At 68.7% G+C, this 19007-nt stretch carries 25 protein-coding genes and 3 pseudogenes; 19 read left to right on the top strand and 9 right to left on the bottom strand.

Annotated features, from left to right (window positions below; genetic code table 11):
* Window positions 1-42: 42 nt before the first annotated feature.
* Window positions 43-126: pseudogene (locus tag LRS10_RS24780) on the bottom strand (exodeoxyribonuclease III); the annotation flags it as partial.
* On the opposite strand from LRS10_RS24780, the gene LRS10_RS01045 reads away from it, so the two are divergent.
* The 3 genes from LRS10_RS01045 (at window position 125) to LRS10_RS01035 (ending at window position 2509) form a co-directional block, all read left to right on the top strand.
* Window positions 125-967: a methyltransferase gene (locus LRS10_RS01045; RefSeq protein WP_257835630.1), complete on the top strand. Its 843-nt coding sequence runs from the start codon at window positions 125-127 to the stop codon at window positions 965-967. The pseudogene LRS10_RS24780 and the gene LRS10_RS01045 overlap by 2 nt on opposite strands.
* Entirely contained in the window at window positions 900-1127 is a 228-nt protein-coding gene (locus LRS10_RS01040) for a hypothetical protein (RefSeq protein WP_257835629.1), read from the top strand. Before LRS10_RS01045 ends, LRS10_RS01040 begins: the two co-directional genes overlap by 68 nt.
* Window positions 1128-1207: 80 nt before the next feature.
* Window positions 1208-2509, top strand: coding sequence for a cation:proton antiporter (locus tag LRS10_RS01035; protein WP_257835628.1), 1302 nt, complete (start codon window positions 1208-1210; stop codon window positions 2507-2509).
* Window positions 2510-2527: 18 nt separating this feature from the next.
* Here LRS10_RS01035 and LRS10_RS01030 read toward each other — a convergent pair whose 3' ends face one another.
* Complete coding sequence (locus LRS10_RS01030) at window positions 2528-2788, bottom strand: hypothetical protein (RefSeq protein WP_257835627.1); 261 nt, start codon at window positions 2786-2788, stop codon at window positions 2528-2530.
* Entirely contained in the window at window positions 2788-2997 is a 210-nt protein-coding gene (locus LRS10_RS01025) for a DUF2188 domain-containing protein (protein ID WP_257835626.1), read from the bottom strand. The genes LRS10_RS01030 and LRS10_RS01025 overlap by 1 nt, the downstream gene beginning before the upstream one ends.
* 227 nt (window positions 2998-3224) lie before the next feature.
* Here LRS10_RS01025 and LRS10_RS01020 point away from each other — a divergent pair, with 227 nt between their 5' ends.
* The 9 genes from LRS10_RS01020 to LRS10_RS00980 all read left to right on the top strand — a co-directional run bounded on the left by LRS10_RS01020 (window position 3225) and on the right by LRS10_RS00980 (window position 7232).
* The gene (locus LRS10_RS01020) at window positions 3225-3434 is read left to right on the top strand and encodes a cold-shock protein (RefSeq protein ID WP_257835625.1); all 210 of its coding nucleotides are present in this window, start codon (window positions 3225-3227) and stop codon (window positions 3432-3434) included.
* 66 nt (window positions 3435-3500) lie between these two features.
* The gene (locus LRS10_RS01015) at window positions 3501-3689 is read left to right on the top strand and encodes a hypothetical protein (protein ID WP_257835624.1); all 189 of its coding nucleotides are present in this window, start codon (window positions 3501-3503) and stop codon (window positions 3687-3689) included.
* Window positions 3686-3898: a hypothetical protein gene (locus LRS10_RS01010; RefSeq protein WP_257835623.1), complete on the top strand. Its 213-nt coding sequence runs from the start codon at window positions 3686-3688 to the stop codon at window positions 3896-3898. Before LRS10_RS01015 ends, LRS10_RS01010 begins: the two co-directional genes overlap by 4 nt.
* 111 nt (window positions 3899-4009) lie before the next feature.
* Window positions 4010-4693 carry a DUF899 domain-containing protein gene (locus LRS10_RS01005; protein WP_257835622.1) on the top strand — a complete coding sequence of 228 codons (684 nt, stop codon included), beginning with the start codon at window positions 4010-4012 and terminating at the stop codon, window positions 4691-4693.
* Entirely contained in the window at window positions 4690-4893 is a 204-nt protein-coding gene (locus LRS10_RS01000) for a hypothetical protein (RefSeq protein ID WP_257835621.1), read from the top strand. The genes LRS10_RS01005 and LRS10_RS01000 overlap by 4 nt, the downstream gene beginning before the upstream one ends.
* 5 nt (window positions 4894-4898) lie before the next feature.
* Window positions 4899-5258: an ArsR/SmtB family transcription factor gene (locus LRS10_RS00995; RefSeq protein WP_374570858.1), complete on the top strand. Its 360-nt coding sequence runs from the start codon at window positions 4899-4901 to the stop codon at window positions 5256-5258.
* Window positions 5242-5745 carry an SRPBCC domain-containing protein gene (locus LRS10_RS00990; RefSeq protein WP_257835619.1) on the top strand — a complete coding sequence of 168 codons (504 nt, stop codon included), beginning with the start codon at window positions 5242-5244 and terminating at the stop codon, window positions 5743-5745. The genes LRS10_RS00995 and LRS10_RS00990 overlap by 17 nt, the downstream gene beginning before the upstream one ends.
* Complete coding sequence (locus LRS10_RS00985; RefSeq protein ID WP_257835618.1) at window positions 5742-6401, top strand: glutathione S-transferase family protein; 660 nt, start codon at window positions 5742-5744, stop codon at window positions 6399-6401. The genes LRS10_RS00990 and LRS10_RS00985 overlap by 4 nt, the downstream gene beginning before the upstream one ends.
* Before the next feature lie 75 nt (window positions 6402-6476).
* Window positions 6477-7232, top strand: a complete 756-nt coding sequence (locus LRS10_RS00980; RefSeq protein WP_257835617.1) for a class I SAM-dependent methyltransferase — start codon at window positions 6477-6479, stop codon at window positions 7230-7232.
* 32 nt (window positions 7233-7264) lie between these two features.
* On the opposite strand, the gene LRS10_RS00975 is transcribed toward LRS10_RS00980, so the two are convergent.
* From LRS10_RS00975 to LRS10_RS00965, 3 genes and pseudogenes are all read right to left on the bottom strand, one after another.
* On the bottom strand, window positions 7265-9469 hold the full coding sequence (locus LRS10_RS00975; protein ID WP_257835616.1) for a S9 family peptidase: 2205 nt from the start codon (window positions 9467-9469) through the stop codon (window positions 7265-7267).
* 212 nt (window positions 9470-9681) lie between these two features.
* Window positions 9682-10659: a DUF885 family protein gene (locus tag LRS10_RS00970; RefSeq protein ID WP_257839051.1), complete on the bottom strand. Its 978-nt coding sequence runs from the start codon at window positions 10657-10659 to the stop codon at window positions 9682-9684.
* A 100-nt stretch (window positions 10660-10759) separates the two neighbouring features.
* A pseudogene (locus tag LRS10_RS00965) lies at window positions 10760-11398 on the bottom strand (DUF885 family protein); the annotation flags it as partial.
* A 152-nt stretch (window positions 11399-11550) separates the two neighbouring features.
* Here LRS10_RS00965 and LRS10_RS00960 point away from each other — a divergent pair.
* From LRS10_RS00960 to LRS10_RS00945, 4 genes are all read left to right on the top strand, one after another.
* On the top strand, window positions 11551-12114 hold the full coding sequence (locus LRS10_RS00960) for a hypothetical protein (protein ID WP_257835615.1): 564 nt from the start codon (window positions 11551-11553) through the stop codon (window positions 12112-12114).
* Between the two features lie 46 nt (window positions 12115-12160).
* Window positions 12161-12409, top strand: a complete 249-nt coding sequence (locus LRS10_RS00955) for a DUF3297 family protein (RefSeq protein ID WP_257835614.1) — start codon at window positions 12161-12163, stop codon at window positions 12407-12409.
* Window positions 12410-12515: 106 nt separating this feature from the next.
* The gene (locus tag LRS10_RS00950; protein WP_257835613.1) at window positions 12516-12725 is read left to right on the top strand and encodes a hypothetical protein; all 210 of its coding nucleotides are present in this window, start codon (window positions 12516-12518) and stop codon (window positions 12723-12725) included.
* A 609-nt stretch (window positions 12726-13334) separates the two neighbouring features.
* Window positions 13335-13733, top strand: a complete 399-nt coding sequence (locus LRS10_RS00945) for a DUF6624 domain-containing protein (protein ID WP_257835612.1) — start codon at window positions 13335-13337, stop codon at window positions 13731-13733.
* Window positions 13734-13851: 118 nt separating this feature from the next.
* On the opposite strand, the gene LRS10_RS00940 is transcribed toward LRS10_RS00945, so the two are convergent.
* Complete coding sequence (locus tag LRS10_RS00940; protein ID WP_257835611.1) at window positions 13852-15288, bottom strand: IS1182 family transposase; 1437 nt, start codon at window positions 15286-15288, stop codon at window positions 13852-13854.
* Between the two features lie 83 nt (window positions 15289-15371).
* Complete coding sequence (locus tag LRS10_RS00935) at window positions 15372-16040, bottom strand: energy transducer TonB (RefSeq protein WP_257835610.1); 669 nt, start codon at window positions 16038-16040, stop codon at window positions 15372-15374.
* A gap of 245 nt (window positions 16041-16285) precedes the next feature.
* On the opposite strand from LRS10_RS00935, the gene LRS10_RS00930 reads away from it, so the two are divergent.
* Window positions 16286-16681 (top strand): hypothetical protein, encoded by a 396-nt coding sequence (locus tag LRS10_RS00930; RefSeq protein WP_257835609.1) that lies wholly within the window; start codon window positions 16286-16288, stop codon window positions 16679-16681.
* Window positions 16682-16989: 308 nt separating this feature from the next.
* Window positions 16990-17376, top strand: a complete 387-nt coding sequence (locus LRS10_RS00925; protein WP_257835608.1) for a UrcA family protein — start codon at window positions 16990-16992, stop codon at window positions 17374-17376.
* Between the two features lie 45 nt (window positions 17377-17421).
* Here LRS10_RS00925 and LRS10_RS00920 read toward each other — a convergent pair.
* Window positions 17422-18124, bottom strand: a pseudogene (locus tag LRS10_RS00920) (pirin family protein).
* 213 nt (window positions 18125-18337) lie between these two features.
* Here LRS10_RS00920 and LRS10_RS00915 point away from each other — a divergent pair.
* On the top strand, window positions 18338-19006 hold the full coding sequence (locus LRS10_RS00915) for a beta/gamma crystallin family protein (RefSeq protein WP_257835607.1): 669 nt from the start codon (window positions 18338-18340) through the stop codon (window positions 19004-19006).
* Window position 19007: the final 1 nt, after the last annotated feature.

Raw genomic sequence — 19007 nt, 5'->3', positions numbered from 1 at the left:
GGAAGCGCTCGTCGGGCCCTTGAGCTCCTGGAGGCAGACGACGTCCGGCTGAGCCTCTTCCAGCCAGCGGAGCAGCACGGGCAGGCGGCCGTTGACGCCGTTCACATTGTAGGTGGCGATACGCATGGTCGCGGTTCAACGGCCGGAACGGGCGACCGGTTCGGGCTTTGATTGGCGCATGGATGGATCGGCCAAGCTGAGCGACCCCGACGTGGCGCTGACGACCCTGCTCGCCGAGCTGGAGCGGCGCGGCTACGACTTCACGCCGCCGACGCCGGCCACGCATCGGCGGGTGATCGCCCGGCGGGCGACGGCGCGTACTGGGGACCTGCGGGACGTGCTGGGCTGGAGCCTGCCGTTCCAGACCGCCGATGCGCCAGTCTTCCTGATCCAGGCGCTGCGCGCCGCCGACCTGCTGGCCGAGCTTGGCGACGGTCTCGCCCGGAGCCGTGTGCGGGTCGCCCGCCTGAAGGGGCGGCTCTTCCTGCATTCGGCCTTCCCGACCGTCGAGAAGGATTCCGTCTTCCTCGGGCCCGACAGCTACCGGTTCGCCGACTTCATCCTGCGCGAACTGGATGCCTCGGACGGCGGCCGGATCGTCGACGTGGGCGGCGGCGCCGGGGTCGGCGCCCTGACGGCCGCGCTCGCAGCGCCCGGCGCGGACCTGACGATGACGGACATCAACCCGATGGCGCTCCGGCTGGCGCGGATCAATGCGGCGCATGCCGGGGCGGCGCTGTCGATGCTGAGGACCAGCGGACTGGACGGGGTGGCGCCGGGCGCCTCGGTGGTGCTGGCCAACCCGCCCTACATGGCCGATTCTGGCCAGAGCTATCGGGATGGGGGGCGACCTGCACGGCGGCCGGCTGTCGGTCGACTGGGCGAAGGCCGCGCTGGAGGTGCTGGAGCCGGGCGGGCGGCTGCTGCTCTACACCGGCAGCGCCATCCTGGACGGCGGCCGCGATGAACTGCGCGAAGGCCTGGCGGAGCTGGCCGCGGCGGAAGGCGCAGAGCTCGACTACCGCGAGACCGATCCCGACGTGTTCGGCGAGGACCTCGAGCGCGACGTCTACGCCGACGTCGAACGGATCGCGGTGGTGACGGCGGTGATCCGCAAACCGGCATAGCGCAGTTTTCTGCCGCCGCGGGGTTGACCCCGCCGGTCGGGGCCTGCACCTCGGAAGCTCCCCGACAAGATGGAGCCCTGATGCCGCACGACGACAGTCTGATCCTGATGCTGGTGGCCGGCTTCGTGCTGGCCTTCGTGCTGGGCATGCTGGCGCTGCGGTTCAAGCTGTCGCCCCTGGTGGGCTACCTCCTGGCGGGCGTGGTCGTTGGACCGTTCACCCCCGGCTGGGTGGCCGACGCGGGCCTGGCCCAGCAACTCGCCGAGATCGGCGTCATCCTGCTGATGTTCGGCGTGGGGCTGCACTTCTCGCCCCGGGACCTGCTCCAGGTGCGCAAGGTCGCCGTGCCCGGCGCCTTGTTCCAGATCGCGGCGGCCACGGCCCTGGGATGGGCGGTCGGCCGCTTCTTCATGGGGTTGAACGACGTCGAGGCGGCCCTGATGGGCTTCTCGCTCTCCGTGGCCTCGACAGTCGTGCTGCTGCGCGCCCTGGAGGAGCGAAAACAGGTCAAGACGGAAACCGGGCGCATCGCGGTGGGCTGGCTGATCGTCGAGGACCTGGTAATGGTCGTGGCCCTGGTGCTGATCCCGCTGGTGGCCACGGCCGGAGCCGTCCCGGAAGCCGCCGCGGCGCAGGGCGCCGTGCAGGGCGCCGGCCCGGGCGCGGACTGGGGGGCGGTGGGCCTGAAGATCGGCGGCACGTTGCTCTCGATCGGCATCTTCGTCGCTTTCATGCTGCTGGTCGGCGGCCGGGTGCTGCCGTGGGTGCTGGTGCGGATCGCCCACACGCGCTCGCGGGAGCTGTTCACCCTCGGCGTGCTCGCCATCTCGCTAGGCATCGCCTACCTGGCCTATGCGGTCTTCGGGGCCTCATTCGCCCTGGGCGCCTTCATCGCCGGCCTGGTTCTGAACGGCACGCCGCTCGGCCACAACGCGGCGGAGCGGGCCCTGCCGCTGCGCGACGCCTTCGCTGTGTTGTTCTTCGTGTCGGTGGGGATGCTGTTCGATCCGCGCGTGCTGCTGGAGCAGCCGATCGCGGTGGCCCTGGTGGTGGCGATCATCGTCGGCGGCAAGGCGTTGGCGGCGCTGGCCATCACCAGCCTGTTCAAGCTGGAACGGATGCCGAGCCTGCTGATCGCCGCCAGCCTCGCCCAGATCGGCGAGTTCTCGTTCATCCTCGCGGGCGTTGGGCTGAAGCTGGAGGCGCTGAGCCGGGAGACACACGACCTGATCCTGGCCGGCGCCCTGATCTCGATCGTGCTGAACCCGTTCGTGTTCAAGCTGGCGGACCGGCTTTCGGGCAAGCCGCCGAAGCCGCCCCAGGCGCCGGGGGAGCCCGAGGCCGCAGCGCCGTCCCAGCCCTATGGCCAGCCCTATGGCTAGCGCCTAGCGGCGCGGCCCCTAGGCTTGCTCGAGAACGCTCTCGGCGACGCCGCCCTGCTCGATCTTGACGCCCAGGAAGCGCATGACGCCAGCCGCGAAGCTGATGTCGGTCACGGCCAGCGAGGTGTCACGCTTGAGGTGGTCGACGTCCGAGCGGGTGAGCCGCAGCACCATGTCGGCCCGAAGCGCGCCCTCGGCCTCGGCCGCCTCGATCTGACCGCGCAGCCGGTCGGCGGGGGAGAGCCGGCGAACCGCCGAACGGGGAGGGGGAGCCCGCATCACGCGGCCGCCCAGAAGCCGTGTTCGCCATACACGCGGACCTGGCAGGCGCGACCGCCGTCCTGGACCTCGCGCGCCCGCCGGTTGGCCGCAGCGCGAGCCACGTCCTTGTCCCGCGAATGGCCGAAGACGTCGCCGTCGAATTCGACGGCCCAGCCGCCGTCGCGTGGAATGACGGTGAGCACCGCCCTGTCGATTGTCATGCGCATCCGCGATATCTAGCATGACCTTATGAAGAAGTCAGAAAATAGAAAATAAAACTTGGTGATCTTCCGGCCTAGGCGCATATTGGCCAGATCAAATATCGTTTTGGCTCGCGCGCCATCCCCGTCGAAGCTTTGGTTTCGATCCGGATTCGTCTTTCGACCCTCTCCGAAAATTTGATCTCACAGCCTGTTCTTGGGCGTGAGAACTCATGTCCGAAAGGGACGATCAAATGAGCACCGGGACTGTGAAGTGGTTCAACGGCCAAAAGGGCTTCGGCTTCATCCAACCTGACGACGGCGGCAACGACGTGTTCGTGCACATCTCGGCGGTCGAACGCGCCGGCATGGCCAGCCTGCACGAAGGCCAGAAGCTGAGCTTCGAGCTGGAGCGCGACCAGCGCAGCGGCAAGACCTCGGCCGGCCAGCTGCAGGGCGCCTGACCCTCGGGCGGAGCGGGCCCTCGTGGCCCGCTCGCCTTCGTCCGACCCATGCGGAGGAAGCGGACCATGCCCAACCCGATCCAATACGACACCCGCCGCGACGCCCGCGGGTGGACGGTCTTCGACCGCTGGACGGGCGAGACCGTGATGCTGGGCCTGTCGGCTCAGGCGGGCCTCTCGTGGCCCGAAGCCGACGATCTGGCCGAGCGGCTGAACCGCCGACGCCTCAAGGGCGACCGGAGCATCCTGCAATGAGTCCCGATCAAGCCCACCGCTGTGAAGTCCGGCAGGGCCGCGACGGCGTCGTCTTCCTGGCGTTCTTCCCCGCCAGCGGGGCGGTTTCGTCCTACAGCAATTCGCTGTTCACCCTGGACCTCAGGCCGGGCGTCGCGCGCGACGAGGCCGAGGCGCTGGCGACGCACATCAACCGGCTGCTGGCCGGCGTTTCCACCACCGTCTTCTAGACGCGCCGGGTCGGCCTGGGGCCGGGGCGCGACCCCGATCTTGACTCTCTCGCCGCCTTCCGTATTTAACAATCCGGCTAATTAACGTGATTGCTAATTAGGAAGCCCGACATGCAGCCGCCGCCGATCGTTTCGCCCGACGCCTGGGAGGCCGCCCGGCAGGCGCTGCTGGTCAAGGAGAAGGCCCACACCCGCGCGGGCGATGCGCTCGCCGCCGAGCGCCGGCGGATGCCGTGGATGCGGGTGGAGAAGGACTACGTCTTCGAGACGGCGACCGGCCCCGCCAGCCTGGCGGACCTGTTCGAAGGCCGGCGGCAGCTGATCGTCTATCGCGCCTTCTTCGATCCCGGCGTCAGGGGCTGGCCCGAGAACGGCTGCTGCGGCTGTTCCCTGGTCGCCGACCAGGTCTCGCACCTGGCGCACCTGAACGCGCGGGACACGACGCTGCGCTTCGTCTCTCGCGGCTCGCAGGGCGACCTGGCGCGCATCCGGACGCGGATGGGCTGGATGCACATCCCCTGGCACACCATCACCGACAGCTTCGACGCCGACTTCGGCGTGGACGAGTGGCACGGCCACAACGTGTTCATCCGCGAGGGCGGGCGGATCTACCGGACCTATTTCATCAACGCGCGCGGCGACGAGGGGATGGGCACGGTCTGGAGCTATCTCGACCTGTCGCCGCTGGGCCGGCAGGAAGCCTGGGAGGACTCGCCGCCCGGCTATCCGCAGGCGCCGACCTACAGCTGGTGGAACTATCACGACCGCTATGGGCCGCACGGGGCGGAGCCATGAGGCCGGCCGACGCCCTGAGCCTGGCCGCGACCCCGACCTTCGCCATCATGGCGCTGGCGAGCGCGGCGAGCGGCGGACCCTCGAGCGTGATCTGTTCGGCCGGGTCCGCGTCGCCGCTGACCGGCATGACGGCGATGTACCTGCTGATGGCCGCCTTTCACGCCGCGCCGTGGCTGAGGCGCCTGAGTTCGGAGAGATGATGACCATGCAGGCCGACCCGCAGAGGGACCCCCTGAGCGCTACGCTCTCGGCGCTGGCCGATCCCACGCGCCGGGCGATCCTCGCCCGGCTCGCGCAGGGCGCGGCGACGGTGAACGAGCTGGCCGAGCCGTTCGACATCAGCCTGCCGGCGGTGTCCCGGCATCTGAAGGTGCTGGAGCAGGCGGGGCTGATCAGCCGCGGTCGGGAGGCGCAGTGGCGGCCCTGCAAGCTGGAGGCCGGGCCGCTGCGCGACCTGGACGGCTGGCTCGCCCACTACCGCCGGTTCTGGGAGGGCAGCTTCGACAAGATGGACGCCTACCTGGCGACGCTGACGAAAGGAGATCCGAATGGACGCAAGAACTGACGTGCGCGCGGGCGTCGTCGACCCCGGGATGCCGCTTCGCGACGATGAGCTGCTCATCGTCCGGCACTTTGATGCGCCGATCCCGCTGGTCTTCCGGATGTGGGCCGACCCGGTGCACCGGGCGAACTGGTGGGCGCCCAAGCACTGCCGCTGCATCCACTTCAGCCACGAGTTCCGCGAGGGCGGCAAGTGGCGGGCCGGGTTCACCTCGGATCGCTACGGCGAGAACTGGCACGAGGGCGTCTATCGCGAGATCGTCGAGGACCGCCGCATCGTCTTCACCTTCGCCTGGGACGACGGTCCGGCGGCAGGGATCGAGACGACGGTGACGATCACCTTCGCCGAGGCCCACGACGGGACCATCCAGACCTTCCACCAGACCCCCTTCACCGACGTCGCGCGGCGGGACAGCCACATCGCCGGCTGGAGCGGGCTGCTGGACAAGCAACAGGCCTATGTCGAGGCCGAGCCGGAGGACCACGCATGATCACGCTCTACGCCTTCAAGTGGGTGCCGCCCTTCGCCCAGGGCCTGGTCCGCGACCTGCGGGTCCGGTGGGCGCTGGAAGAGGCCGGCGTCCCCTACGCCACCCGGCTCCTCGGCCTGGGCGACCAGGACCAGCCCGAGTACCGCGCCATCCAGCCGTGGGGGCAGGTGCCGGCGATCGAGGAGGACGGCCTGGTGCTGTTCGAGAGCGGCGCGATCGTGCTGCACATCGCCGAGCGGTCCGAGGCGCTGATGCCGCGCGATCCCGCCGGGCGGGCCAAGACCGTGCAGTGGGTGACGGCCTCGCTGGACAGCGTCGACGCCTATATCGGCCCGCTGGCGGACATCGACCTGTTCCACGCCGGCGAGGCCTGGACGGCCGAGCGCCGGCCGCAGGTGGTCGAGACGATCCGGCGGCGGCTGGACGGCCTGGCCCGGCGGCTGGACGGCCGGGAGCATCTGGAAGACCGCTTCACGGCGGGGGACCTGATGATGGCGACGGTGCTGCGCGGCCTGCGGGACACCGATCTGGTGACCGGCCATCCGGTGCTGGGGCCATACCTGGCGCGCTGCGAGGCGCGGCCGGCGTTCGGGCGGGCGCTGGAGGCGCAGCTCGCACCGTTCCGGGAGAACGAACCGGCGATGGAGAACGCCTGAGGAGACGAGCGGCGCCATTCGGTTCGGCCCGTTCCTCTGCTACGGTTCGCCGAACGGCAGTCGAGGGAGGCCCGAATGGCCCGCAGGATCCTGGTTCCGCTTCTTTCCGCCCTGATGGTGACCGCGGCCGGCGCGGCGCTGGCCCAGGCGGTCCCCGCGCATCTCACCGCAGCGCTCGCCCACACGGCCCGTCCGGCGGCGGACGTGGGCCGTGACGCGGCGCGCCAGCCCGCCGAGCTGCTGGCGTTCGCCGAGGTGAAGCCCGGGCAGAAGGTGGCCGACTTCATCATGGGCGGCGGCTATTTCACCCGCATCCTGTCGGCGGCGGTCGGGCCGAAGGGCCAGGTCCACGCCTATCAGCCGGACGAGTTCATCAAGTACCAGGCGAGCTACGGCGAAAACCAGACGAAGGTGGTCGCCGACTACAAGAACGTCACCTCCAGCCGCGAGAGCCTGGCTGCGCTGGACCTGCCGGATGGCCTGGACCTGGTGTTCACGGTCCAGAACTACCACGACCTGCACCTCTCCAACTTCCCGAAGGGCGTCGCGCAGACCGTGAACGCCGAGGTCTTCAAGTCGCTGAAGCCGGGCGGGCTCTACGTCATCGTCGACCATGTGGCGGCGCCGGGCTCGGGGCTCGAGGCGGCGACGAAGGTGCACCGGATCGAGCCGTCGATCGTGCGCCAGGAGGTCGAGGCGGCCGGCTTCAGGTTCGAGGGCGAAAGCCCGCTGCTGCGCGACAGCGCCGACCCGCACACGGCCAGCGTCTTCGACCCGTCGATCCGCGGGAAGACCGACCAGTTCGCGATGAAGTTCCGCAAGCCGCGGTGATGTGAGCGTCTTCTCCCCTCGCGGGGAGAAGGTCACTTCAGCCTTCTGTCGAAGAAGTCGAGGGCCTGCATGGCGCGGTGCAGGCGGTTGGTGGGCGTCCAGCCGCCGCGGTGGCGCAGACCGGGATAGACCATGGTCTCGAACGGCACGCCCTTGGCCTGCAGGTCGAACATCACCCGCGTCGAGTGGTCGAAGGTGACGTTGTCGTCGGCCATGCCGTGGACCAGCAGCAGGCTGCCGGGCTTCAGCCGGTCGAGGCGGCGGACGACCTCAGACCGCTCGTAGCCGTCCTTGTTGTCGTTGGGCGTGCCCATGAAGCGCTCAGTGTAGTGGGTGTCGTAGAGCGTCCAGTCGGTGACGGGCGCGCCCGAGACGCCGGCCCTGAAGGGGCTGTCCGGCGCGGTCAGAAGCAGGAGCGTCATGTAGCCGCCGTAGGACCAGCCGGTGACGCCGATGCGGTCCTTGTCGACGTACGGCAGGGCCTGCAGCCAGCGGGCGCCGGCGATCTGGTCGTCCACCTCGAGCTGGCCGAGCTTGCGGTCGATGGCGGTCTTGAAGGCGGTCGAGCGGTTCGGCGTCCCGCGGTTGTCGAGCCTGAAGAGGATGTATCCGGCGTCGAGCAGGATCTGGTCCTCCGGCGACTGCCAGCCCTTGAAGACCCGGGCGCTGCCGGGGCCGCCGTAGACCTGGACGATCACCGGATATTTCTTCGCAGGATCGAACCCGGGCGGGGTGCGGAGCGAGTACCAGAGGGGGCTGCCGTCGGCGGCCTTGATCGTCCCGTACTCGGGCGCGCGCAGGCGATCGACGTAGGGCGCGAAGGGGTGGCCGGCGGCCAGCCGGTTCTCCTCGATCCACCGCACGCGGGTTCCCTCGGCGCGATAGAGGGCGGTCTGGGGCGGGGTCTTCGGATCCTCGTAGGTCCCGACGAAGGCGCCGCCGGTCCGGGCGACCTCGGCGCTCCACCAGCCGCCGGCGGGCGTGAGCGCCCGGGGCGCGGCCGGGGCCTTGTACGAGAGCTCGTAGAGGCGGCGCTCGACGGGGACGTCCTTGTTGGCGCTGAAGATGGCGACGCCACGGGCCTCGTCGACGCCGAGCAGGGCGGCGACGGGCCACTGCCCTTTCGTCACCTGGCGAAGGACCCGGCCGTCGGCGCGGTGCAGGTAGAGGTGGCGGAAGCCGCTCCTTTCGGACGACCAGAGGAAGGTCCCGTCGGCGAGCGGACGGAAGTCGTCCGTCAGGTCCACCCAGTGCGGGCTGGTCTCGGTCAGGATCACCTTGCCCTTGCCCGTGACCGGATCGACGGCGAGCAGGTCGAGGCGGCGCTGGTCGCGCGACTGGCGCTGGACGTACAGCGTGCGGCCGTCCTTCGACCAGGTGACCCGACCCAGGTAGATGTCGGGATTGTCGCCGAGATCGACCTTCAGGCGCTGGCCGCCGGCCAGGTCCTGCACATAGAGGTCGACGACGGCGTTGGGGCGGCCGACGCGCGGATAGCGCTGGGCGACCACCTTGGCGCCCGTGGCGCCGACTTCCGGACGATCGACCACATCGACGCCGGTCTGGTCGACGAAGGCGATGGCGATCCGGCTCTCGTCCGGGCTCCACCAGTAGCCGGTGTGGCGGTCCATTTCCTCCTGGGCGATGAACTCGGCCGTGCCCCAGCTCTTCAGCTCCGTGCCGCCCTGGGTGATTGCCTGTTCGGCCCCGCCGGCGATGGGCGTGACGTAGAGGTTGTCGTCGCGGACGTAGGAAACGAACCGGCCGCGGGGGCTCACCTTGGCGTCGATCTCGTCGCCGGGCGTTCGCGTGAGTTGGCGGACCTGCTGGGAGCCAAGGTCGTAGACGTAGAGGTCGCCCTCGACGGGGGCGAGGATCAGCCGGCCCTGGTCGTCCCAGGCGTAGTCGACGACGCCGCGGGTGGCGACGCCGGCCCGCTCGCGGCGGGCCTTCTCGGCCTCGGAGAGCTCGCGCGCGTCCGGCGCCAGCGTCTTGCCGTCGATCAGCAGGCGCGGCTCGCCGCCGGCCACGTCGGCCACCCACAGGTCGGTGACGGTGAGGTCGTCGGCGCGGACCTTGATGTAGGTCACCGACCGGCCGTCGGGCGACAGCTTCACGCCCCGGGCGCGCGGGCCGTTGAGGTCGGGGCTTTCGAAGATCCGCTTCGGCGGGAGCTGTTCGGCCATGGCGGCGCCGGAGAGAGCGATGGCCGCAGCGGCGGCGAGGATGAGCTTCATGGCGCCTGTTGAACAGCGTGCGGCGGCGCTTGGCAACGATCTACCTCCCCTGCGCAGCGGCGGGAGGGGGGCCGCCGGCCGAGCGCAGCGAAGAGCCGGGGGTGGAGGGGCGAACGAAAGGTGCGGCGCGTGCGGCCTGCCCCCTCCACCACCCGCTCTACGGCGGGCGGTCCCCCTCCCGCCATCGCTGCCGCGATGGGGGAGGTAGGGCGTTACTTCTGCGTCTCGATCCAGGCGGTGACGTGGGCGTCGAGGACGTCGAGGGGGACCTCGCCGTTCTCGAGTGCGACGTCGTGGAAGGCCCGGAGGTCGAACTTCGGCCCCAGCGCCTTCTCGGCCTTGGCGCGGAGCTCGCGCAGCTTCAGCTCGCCGTGCTTGTAGGCCAGCGCCTGGGCTGTATCGACCATGTAGCGGTTGACCTCGGCCTCGATGTTGCCGCGCGACAGCGCGGTGTTGTCGAGCATGAACTGGATGGCCTGGTCCTTCGTCCAGCCCTTGGCGTGAAGACCCGTGTCGACCACGAGTCGGCAGGCGCGCCACATCTCGTAAGACAGGCGGCCGAAGTCCTTCTCGGGGGTGTCGTAGAGGCCCATGTCGATCCCGAGGCGCTCGGAATAGAGACCCCACCCTTCGGTGAAGGCGGTGAAGTTCACGGCGTACTTGCGGAACTCGGGCAGGCCCTCCAGCTCGTCCTGGATGGAGAGCTGCTGGTGGTGGCCGGGGACGGCCTCGTGGACGGTCAGCGCCGGCATCTCGAACAGCGGGCGCTGATCGAGCTTGGAGGTGTTGACGTAGTAGATGCCCGGCTGGCCGCCCTTGTAGGAGCCGGAGTTGTAGTAGGCGGTGGTGGTGCCGGGGGCGATGGCCGCGGGGACCTCGCGCACCGTATAGGGCGTGCGCGGCAGGCGGCCGAACAGCTTGGGCATCTCGCCGTCGATGCGCTTGGCCAGCACGCTGGCCACGGCCATCAGCTCTTCAGCCGTCTTCGGATAGTACTTCGGGTCGGTCCGCAGATGCTCGACATAGGCGGCGCGGTCGCCGGCGAACCCGGAGCGCTTCACCACGGCGTCCATCTCGGCGCGGATGCGCGCGACTTCGGCGAGGCCCAGCTGGTGCACCTCCTCCGGGGTCCGGTTCATCGTGGTCATCAGCCGGATGCGGTACGCGTACCACTCGCGGCCCTGCGGCATTTCGGAAGCGCCGAACCCCCTTGCGGCAGGCGGGCGCGTACTCGGTCTCATAGAACTTCAGGAAGTCGCGGTGGGCCGGGACGACGCCCGAGGAGATGAGCTGCTTCGCCCGGCCCGACAGATCGGCCCACTGGGCGTCGGTGATCGCCGCCGGTTTCGGCTTCAGGAAGGGCGCGTAGAGATCCGATTTCGCCGGATCGTCCACGATCTGGTTCTGGATGCCGCGCTCGAAGCCGACCATGGCGGCGCAGGGATGCGTCGCCCTGGCCTTTACGAGGGTGCGCGTCGTCTCGATGGCCTTGCGGTTGTAGTCGGGGAAGGCGGCGAGGCGGGCGACGTAGCTTTCGTAGTCCGCGAGGTTGAACATCGGCATCCGCTCGCCCAGGCGCGCGAAGCTGAGGTGCCAGCCGCGACGGTTCGAGAACAGGATGGCGCGCTGGACGAACCTGCCGCCCTCGACCTGGTTGGCGAGCTCGCGCCGGAGGATGTCGCGGTTCAGGCGGTCAGCCGGGGAGAGTGCTTCGGCGGGGATCGCGTCGAGACGCTTCAGGAAGGCGGCTGCGTCGGCGGCTTCGCGGTCGATGGCCGCGAGCGAGGGGTCGCCCAGCTCCTTGTCGTAGGTGCGAACGCCGAGCGTGCTGGCCTGGACGGGATTGTTCTTCAGGTACCAGGCCCAATGGTCGTCGAGGAGCTGCCTGAACTGCGCCGGCGCGTCCTGCGCCTGGGCCGGCGCCGCCATAACCAGGGCGGCCGCGACCGCCAGAGCCCGGATCGTCATGCGAAGAAACTCCCCCTTCAAGCGGCGCCGAACAGACGACGGGCCGCGCCATTTGGCAAGGCAGGGCGCCTTTGCCGGGCTCGCGCGTTCCGCCGGCCATGGACGATGCAACGATGGCCCGGGCGCCGGCCGAGCTGGCGAGCCCGCAGGTTCGGCTGAACGGCCCGGTGGACGAGGCCATGCTGCGGTTCTTCATCGACGGCATGGCGATGGCGGAGACGGCCGGCGAGGGACCGCTGGTGCTGGAGCTGACCACCACCGGCGGCGATGCCGACATCGGGCGGCGGATCGCGGCCGACGTTCGGCTGTTCCGCGAGCGGACCGGCCGCCGGACGATCTTCCTCGGCAAGTCGGTGGTCTACTCCGCCGGGGTGACGATCATGTCGGCCTTCCCGCGGACGGACCGCTGGCTGAGCCGGGGGACGGCGCTGCTGATCCATTGCCGGCAGCTCAACAAGACAGTGACCTTCGAGGGGCCGCTCAAGGCGGCGAGGATGCGGGTCGAAGCGCTGCTGGGCGAGATCGACACGGGCCTGGACGTCGAGGAAGAGGACTTCGACGATCTGATCGAGGACACCGACGTCGGCATGTCCGAGCTGCTCGAGCGGGCGCAGGTGAACTGGTACGTCCACGCGGACGAGGCGCTGGCGCGGCGCCTGGTGGCCGGCCTCATCTGAACGCCTGCCTTGAAATGGGGGGCCGCTCTGTGCGACCTCGCGCGGCATGAGCGAGAAGACCGATACCCCGCCGGACCGCCTCTCGGTGGATCCCGACAGCCCCTACTATGACGCCGAGATGCTGGCGCGGAACGTGGGCGTGCGGTTCAAGGGCGAGGACAAAACCAACGTCGACGAGTACTGCGTCAGCGAAGGCTGGATCCGCGTGACGGCCGGCAACGCCCGCGACCGCCGCGGCAATCCGCTGACCATCAAGCTCAAGGGGCCGGTCGAGCCCTACTTCCGCGAAGGTTAGGTCCGCGGCGCCTCCTGCGCGCCCGTGTCGCACACGTGCGACGCGAAATCCTCGCGCCTTCCCGCCGCCGATCCGGGATAACCGGGTTGGGCGAGGGGAGCCTTCGATGTTCGATCTCAGCGTGGTGGCCCAGGGCGGCCGCTGGATCCTGCAGGACGACGACGGCGAGGAGCTGGGTCGTTACGAGAGCCGCGCGGCCGCGCTGGCGGCGGCGCTCGACTATGCGCGCGTGGACGAGGAGTGCCGGGTCGTCCTGGTCTGCGACGACGAGGGCGAGTGGGACGAGGCGGTGGTGGAGCCGCCACGGCTGCACTGAGGCCTGTCTCGCTTAGCTGCCTGATGACCGGCCGCTCGGATGGTCCGCTAGGGGTGGTTAGCGAACCTCGGCGTTCGGCTCAGAAGCGGACGTCCGATGCATTCCCTCGATGGGCATTCTAAGCTTCACTGACGTCGGCGGGAGCGACGGAGGTGAAGGATGCTAAGTCTGTCGCTCGCTGCGCTTACGTTGCTGATCAGCTCACCCGCTGCGGAGATCAGCTCGGCAGACCTTCGAAGCTGCCTAGGTGTATCGACGCTCGCCGCGCCCCTCTCGTCTATCGCCGAAGAGCGAAGCGCAGCTAGCCCAGTGGAATGGGCGCGGGCTTGTCGACAGGCTCGCGACGCGGATGCGCGCAGGCGGAGCGCCGTCAGCATTGTCCTTCGGACCGGAGAGCCGCCCTTACGAGGCTGGGCCACCACCGCGAGCTTCACCAAGCTCGCGCAGGCTACCTCTGACCCGGATGTCGCCGAGCTCTTCCGACGCGCAGCTCGTGACCAAGCTGCACGCGAGAGTCTCGCACCTCAGGCCCAGGCGCAGTTCGCCGGCGGGCTCTCGCCCTTAGCTATCAAGCTATTGCGCGGACTTATCAGCAACGAGGCGGTGGCGGTGGATCAAGACAACCGCGCCTGGCTAACGGAGACGGTAGCCCGGCGCGGCTGGTTCACCATTGGTCGAGACGGCGTAAAGGCAGACGCGGCGGCTTGGCTTCTCGTTCAGCATGGTGATCAGGACCGCAGCTTCCAGCGGCGCATGATCGCCGTCCTCGAACCCCTGTTGGATCAAGGGCAGACCGAGCGGAAGCGCTTCCCCTATCTCTTCGATCGGTGGGCCGCCGGCGCCGGCGCGCCTCAAAGGTTCGGTCTTCAAGGCATATGCGTTGGGCCCGGCGATTGGCGGCCTCATCCGATCGAGGATGAGAGCAGTCTCGACGTGCGTCGCCAACAGTTCGGCCTGATCACCACGCTGGCAGAGCAAGTTCGCGAGAACTCAGCCCGATGTTCCTAGGAGCACGCGCACGCCCTCCAAGCCGACCGTCCGAACGTCGGCTTCCGACCGAGGCCGTGTAAAAACTCGCTGCCGGCGCTGAGCCGCTGATGGCAGGCGGGCTAGACGCGCCGCTCCCTCAGGTCCGGATCGCCGCGATCAGCGGCCCCGTTCCGAGCATCTGCATCACCCGCTTCATGTTGTAGGCGAGGATGTGGAGACTGATCTCCGTCTTCACGTTCGGGAGCCGCTTCATTAGGAAGTGGGTGTGGCCCATCCAGGCTTTGATCGTCCCGAAGGGGTGTTCGACGATCCGCCGGCGGGCCCGCATGGCGTAGGGCGCGAGATCCATCCGCCGCTGCAGCGCCTCGATCGTGGCTTCATGCTCCCAGCGGGTGATCCGGCGCTCGACGCTGGGCGTGCACTGGGGCTTCAGCGCGCAGGCCTGGCAGCTCGCCCGATCCCAGTAGCGATGCAGGGTGAGCCCCTTCTCGACGGTCGTCATGCGCCGCCGGAGCAGGCTCCCGCCGGGACAGCGATAGGCGTCCTGCTCGGGCACGTAAGCAAAGTCCTGCTTGCCGAAGCGTCCATCGGCCTTGGCACCTGAGGTGAGCGGCTTGGGCACGTACGGCGTCACGCCGATCTGCTCGCAGGCCAGGATCTCCTCGCCGGAGAAGTAGCCTCGGTCGGCCAGCATCTCGAGCCGCTCCACGCCCATGGCGTCCTTGGCCTTGCCGCTCATCTCGGCGAGCTGCTGGCGATCGCTGCCCGTGGTGATCACGTCATGGGCGACGATCAGGTGGTGCTCGGCGTCGACGACGCTCTGGACGTTGTAGCCGACGATGCCGCTGCCGCGGCCGCTCGTGGCCATGGATCGCGCGTCCGGATCGGTCAGCGATACCTGGCCGTCAGGGGACGCCTCCACCTGCGCCTCCATCGCCTTCAGCGCCTGCATCTGCGCCCGCAGCGTGGCGATCTTGTCCTTGAGCTTCACGGTGCGGGCTTCGACCGCCTCGCCCTCGAGACGGTCGGCGGTGTCCAGCTCCTGGAGATAGCCGGCGATGTGCTCCGCGACCTGCTCGATCCGCTTCTTCAGCTTGGCCGGCGTGAAGTTCTTGTCGCGGGTGTTCACCGCCTTGAATTTGCTGCCGTCCACCGCAGCCACCGCCTGAGTGAACAGGCCGATCTGACGGCACAGCACAATGAAGTGGGCGCAGGCCGCCTGGATCGCTGCGCCGTTGTCCTTCCGGAAGTTGGCGATGGTCTTGTGGTCCGGCGCGAGCTTCCCCGTCAGCCACATCAGCTCGACGTTGCGCTGTGCTTCGCGCTCCAGCCGCCGGCTCGACTGCACCCGGTTGAGGTAGCCATAGATGTATAGCTTCAGCAGCATCGCCGGGTGATACGCCGGCCGGCCCGTCGCAGCCGGGACGATCTCGAAACCCAGGCCGCCGAGATCCAGCTCATCAACGAAGACGTCGATCAGCCGAGCCGGGTTCTCGTCGCTGACGTAGTCGTCCAGACAGCTGGGAAGCAGCACCGGCTGACGGCGATCTTCACCCTCGACGAAGCGGCTCATCAGCGCCTCCCGACCCGTGTGTCAGGAGTCTGCCCTGCTTCGCGTTTTTACACAGCCTCGACCCGTTGCGGACATCCGCCGCATCACCAGACCCCGCATCGGCGCGCGGCGTCTGGGTTGGCGACGATGTTGATCGGCATAGTGAAGGTCGGCGGGTTGGCGGGGTCGTATGACTGCGGTTTGTCGAACGTGTGCTTCTTGGCGACCTTCAGGGCGACTGCGCCGAACCCGGCCTCCTTCGGCTCTTCATAGATCACGCGGCATTCATCAACCTTGCCGGAAGCCGCTACGATGCAGCGCGCCATCGCGAAGCCTTGTGCCGTCGGCCCGGCGCCGGACCGTGGGTAGAACTTGCGGACATCCTCAATCGTCGGCGCGCGCTTCAGCACCAGGTCCGGCGCTCTGTCCGACCACATCGAATGGATCAAGGTCCGTGGGAAACGGGTGACACAGGAAGCACTCGCCGGCTTTAGCCGGAATGACGGCGCCATTCGGATTAGGGCCTCTCCCACGCCTTGGCCGGACGGCTCCTCATCTATGATGACGCAACCGGCAAGCGCGCCTGCGGTGTCCCCATTGCAGATGGCGTGCGCCGTGGGGCGGTCATCGAATCCCGCGCTCGGCAGGGCCGCCTCGAAGTCCGCCGTCGTAGGCACGTTCGACCAGTCCCGCCGCAGTTGCGCCTGCGCAGGTCTTGGTAGGCAGAGAAGCGTCGCCGCAAGCCCGACAAAGACCCAGAAGCTGCCCCGCATTCGACCTCCCGGCCCTCGCGCCGCCTCGTCTTTCCATCCAAGCGGAGGCTGATCCGCCGCGTCACGCTTACCGTCGCATAGATGGGACGGAGCGCCCACCTTCTCGTCCCGTCGCTGACGCTGAACGGGCTCTCGCCGTCAAGGAGCATGCCGACCTTCGCGCCAGGGGCCCTGAGAAGGTTAGACCGTTAGAGCGCCTGCATCGGTGCGGCAGACACGAACGTCCGCTCCCCGGCGCTCCACTGATGTCCGCTCCCGACCCGTTGCAGACGTTCGTCTGGCAGGTCATCGTTCGCGCAATGATAACTAGCGAAAATCTCAGCTACGTGCCGAAGCAACGGCTCCTGAAGCTGATGCGCGATTGGGGTGAGGGGAAAATCACCACGGAGGAAATGTCATACTGGTGCTGCAACAACTACCTTCCCGGTGCGCAGACCGACGATCCGTTGCTACCCGACCATCAGCAGCGCGCAGTTCACGAGGTGCTCCAAGCGTTCGAGTGGCAAGCCCATGATGACCAACTGGTCGCCCGGCGGGAAGGCTGGCGGCAGGCGATAGAGTTTCTCAATTGCACAGCCGAGAACTTCGACGCCACCAAGCTAGCATTCGAGCGAGAATGCGCGGGGACTGCGGTTCCGTAGGCCCGCTTCTGAGCTTGGAGTGAATGTCAGCTCCCGACCCGAAGCTGACGTTCACCACGCCGATCGGTGTCGACGGGGCAGGACGCCTCGTGTCAGGCAGCCGCCGATGCGGCGGCAGCGGCCTTCGCGACGTGGCTGACTGGAGAGGGACGCGGCAATCATTACGGGATGTTCAAGTATTAAGTCTCTGTAATATTCTTAAATCCACGTCATTACCTCGTATTCACGGGAAATGACGGCTGTCTGGAAGTATTCGTATCCCTGTCGACGGACGCAACGCCCGCCGCACACCGCAAGAGGGATCGAACATGCAAAAGACCAGCTTCACCAGCCGCCTCGCCGGCCTCGCCACCCTGGCGCTCGCCGCCCTGCCGATGGCCGCCCTGTCCACCACCGCCCAGGCCGCGCCGGCCGCGGTCGCCGTGAACGACCTGAACCTGCTGACGCACCAGGGCAACGCGGTCCTGAAGCAGCGCATCGACGGCGCCCGCCTTCCGCTACTGCCTCAACCGCAAGGCCAACACGGATCGCGCGGCCTGCCAGGCGGGCGTCCGCGCCGAGCTGAACCACAAGGCCGATGGGGTCCGCCGGGCCCAGCAGGCCGCCCTGACGCACCACTACGCCGCCCGCTAAGCTCTCCCTTACCTGAGCGGATGTGCGGAAAGGGCCCGCGGCGGAGACGCCGCGGGCCCTGACCTTTTCTGAGCCTCCCGCCATCGCTGTCGCGAAGGAGGAGGTTTCTAAGCCGCCGCGTCGACCAGGACGACTTCCGCGTCTTCGAGCGCCTTCACCGTCAGCACGGCTTCGTCGCGGATCGCGGCGCCGTCGCGGGCGTCGAGACGGACGCCGTTGACCTCCACCGAACCCGCCGCCGGCACCAGATAGACGTGCCGGCCTTGGCCTAGGGCGTATTCGGTCGTCTCGCCGGCCTTCAGCGTCGCGCCCGCGACTCGGGCGTCGGTGCGGATCGGCAGGGCGTCGCCGTCATCCGGCAGGCCGCTGGCCAAGGTGACGAACTTTCCGGCCCGGTCGCCCTTCGGGAAGGGCTTGGCGCCCCCACGCGGGCGGACCGCCCTCGGTCTTGGGCATGATCCAGATCTGGAAGATCTTCGTCACATCGTCCTCGAGGTTGTACTCGGCGTGCCGAATGCCCGAGCCTGCGCTCATCACCTGGACGTCGCCGGCCTCGGTGCGGCCCTTGTTGCCCAGGCTGTCCTGGTGGGTGATCGCGCCCTGACGGACGTAGGTGATGATCTCCATGTCGGCATGGGGATGCGGCGGGAAGCCGGACTGCGGCGCGATCTCGTCGTCGTTCCAGACCCGGATCGGGCCCCAGCCCATCTTCTTCGGGTCGTAGTAGTTGGCGAACGAGAAGTGGTGGCGCGCCTTGAGCCAGCCGTGGTCGGCGCCGCCGAGGTCGGCGAAAGGCCTGCGTTCGATCATCTCATCTCTCCCGAACTCTATCGCTGGGCGGCGCGAGGATTGAAGGCGCGCCGCCGTTTCGCAGATCAAGATAGTTCTTACGTCGCGTAGACAAAGGCGCGATCGAGCGGAAGATTGCTTCCCATTTGGAAATGAACGGCGGATGAAGCGCGAGCTTCAGGCGCCGTTCAGCGCGGCCAAGCTTTCCTGCGGGCAACGGCTAAGGAGGCTGACATGACCAAGAGACTGGACCCGAAAAGAGCGGCCCTGGTGGCCGGCGCGATCGCGGCGCTCGCCTGCGCGGGCGAGGCCGCCGCGCAGAACAACCTGGGTCGCGGGAGCGGCTCGGCCACCCTGTACGAGCTGCCGAACTACCAGGGCCGGTCGGTGACCATCACCGGCTCCACGTCGGATCTCGGCGACTGGCGGTTCAACGACCGGGCGCAGAGCGCGCGGTTCTCGGGGACCTGGCGGGTCTGCGAGCACGACGACTTCCGTGGCCGCTGCCAGGAGATCCGCGGGGACGTGCCCGACCTGACGCAGTACGGCCTCATGGCGCAGATCTCGTCCCTGGAGCCGGCCGGCTGGCAGCGGCCGCCGGGCCCTGGCCCTGGTCCCGGCCCCTTCCCGCCGCCGGGCGGCGGCCACGGCGGCTGGGGCCCTCCCGGCGGGGACAGCCGTGGCGTGGACGGGGTCAAGACCGTGTTCTTCGCTCGGCCCCAGGTCCGCGGCGTGGACGTGGCGGCCGGCAAGACCGGCGCCGACACCTTCTGCCGCCGGCAGGGCCTGGGCCCGTCCGTCTGGTACGACTCCAGCGAGCGCGCGAACCGCGCCATCGCGCCGGACGGCCGGATCATCGGGCGCTCGACGGTGCTCCGCGACCTGCTCTGCGTGAAGTACTGAT

The organism is Phenylobacterium sp. J426, assembly GCF_024699945.1.
Taxonomy (GTDB): domain Bacteria; phylum Pseudomonadota; class Alphaproteobacteria; order Caulobacterales; family Caulobacteraceae; genus Phenylobacterium.
Note: the sequence above shows the minus strand (reverse complement) of the source record. Positions and strands in the feature narration are given on the sequence as shown.